Genomic DNA, 1,689 nt, shown 5'->3' on the forward strand with positions numbered 1-1,689 from the left:
CAGCCGCGCGCAGATGTTGAACAGGTCCATGGGGTGCAGTTCCACCACGGTGGCGGGCAGGGCCATGGCGCTGGAGACCTGCACGAAGCCGCGCAGCCAGCTGTCGGGCAGGTCGATCTTTTCCTCGCGCAGTGCCGGATCGGCGCCCACCTGCACGGCAAAGCCGGCCGGGTCCAGCGTCAGCCGCGTGTCCCGGTAGCTGCGGATCTTCTGGAATTCTTCGTAGAGGCTGGCCGAGTAGTCGATGTTGGTGGTGCCGCAGATGCGCTCGCCCGCATGCTCGAAGGCCTCGTGCCGGATGCTGACCGCGCAGTAGCTGGACTCGTCCTGGCTGAAGGCCTCGAACAGCAGCCGGTCCGGGTGCACGGTGATCACGGGGTCGAGCACGTACCAGGCATCGCGGTTGGCCTGGTACAGCCAGTCGAAGTATTTGCGCTGCGCCTTGTAGAAGGGCGCGAGCACCTGGTTGCGGGTCTCGCGCAGGTCCTTGAGTTCGGCGCTGATTTCCTTGGCGCGCGCCTGGGCGCCGCCGGTGTCGGCCATGAAGCCGGCCAGCAGCTGGGACTCATGCTCCTGCAGCCATTCGCGGTAGGCCGTCTTGTCGCGGCCGCGCGTGCGCATGTCGCTGACCACCACGCTGTGCAGCGCGCTGAGGCCTTCGCGCACCTGCAGGAAGGCCGGGCCGTCGCGCCGGAGCAGGCCGTCGAAGCGCGTGGGAGGCCGCAGCAGGTCGGGCGCGAAGGAAAACGCCTGTTGCGTGGCCGTGTCGCTGACCTGCGTGCTGCCGTAGTACTGATAGCGAAATTCCATGTCCGTTCGACTCCGTGCTGTGAACAGGCGCTCAGGTGGAAGACGGGGCCTGGCCGCGCCGCTCCGCCGCCAGGGGCTGCATGAAGCTTTGCGCCAGATGGGGATGGCGCTGCACGATGTCGCGCAGCCCGGCCACATAGTCGGGCTGGTCGGCTTGGCTGGCGCTGACCACCTGCCGCGCGAAGATGGCCGCGACCACGGCCGCAGTCTCGGGCGCATCGACCTGGCCGCGCAGGAAATGCAGCACGCGCGTCTTGCTGGCGCGCGCGCGGTGCACCTGGCTGAGCACGGCCAGGAAGTAGGGCTGCAGCTCCTGCAGGCGCGTGGCGCGCTGGGGCGCGGGCTCGTCGGGCAGGGCCAGCAGCCATTGCGTGACGAACAGCTGCACGCCGGGGGCCGGGTGCTGGGCCAGGCGCGCGAGGTAGAGGCTGGCCTCGGGCGCGCTCATGTGCTGCTCGAGCCGCTGGCGGCCCAGGGCCTGTACCCAGGACTGGGGATGGTCCACCCAGCCGATCAGCAGCTCGGGCGTGAGCGCATTGGCCGGCAGCCGCTGGCCGAACATCTCGCGTGCGTACTGCTGGGTGTCGGCGAACAGGGCGTCGGCCAGCGGCAGCAGTTGTTCCGCCTGCTCGGGCCGGGTCTGTTCCATGGGCGTGAGGCGCGTGTCGATGCTCTGGCGGCTCAGTGCGCGCACATCGGCATCGGCATGCCGCGCCAGCGTGGACCACTGGCGCAGGGTGTAGGCCTGGATGTCCAGCGCCTTCAGGCCCCAGGCGCCGTAGCGTTGCGCACCCGTGGCCTGGGCCTGCAGGGCGCGCCAGATGCCCGAGGCTTCGCGGGCCGGGGCCACGGCGGCCAGCGGGCCGGTGAGCAGGCGCA

At 70.2% G+C, this 1,689-nt stretch carries 2 pseudogenes; both read right to left on the reverse strand.

Annotated elements, in window-relative coordinates:
* A pseudogene (locus L995_RS04600) lies at positions 1-810 on the reverse strand (SWIM zinc finger family protein); the annotation flags it as partial.
* 31 nt (positions 811-841) lie between these two features.
* Positions 842-1,689: pseudogene (locus tag L995_RS04605) on the reverse strand (hypothetical protein); the annotation flags it as partial.

The sequence above is a fragment of the Delftia sp. ZNC0008 genome, from assembly GCF_000799035.1.
GTDB lineage: Bacteria > Pseudomonadota > Gammaproteobacteria > Burkholderiales > Burkholderiaceae_C > Comamonas > Comamonas tsuruhatensis.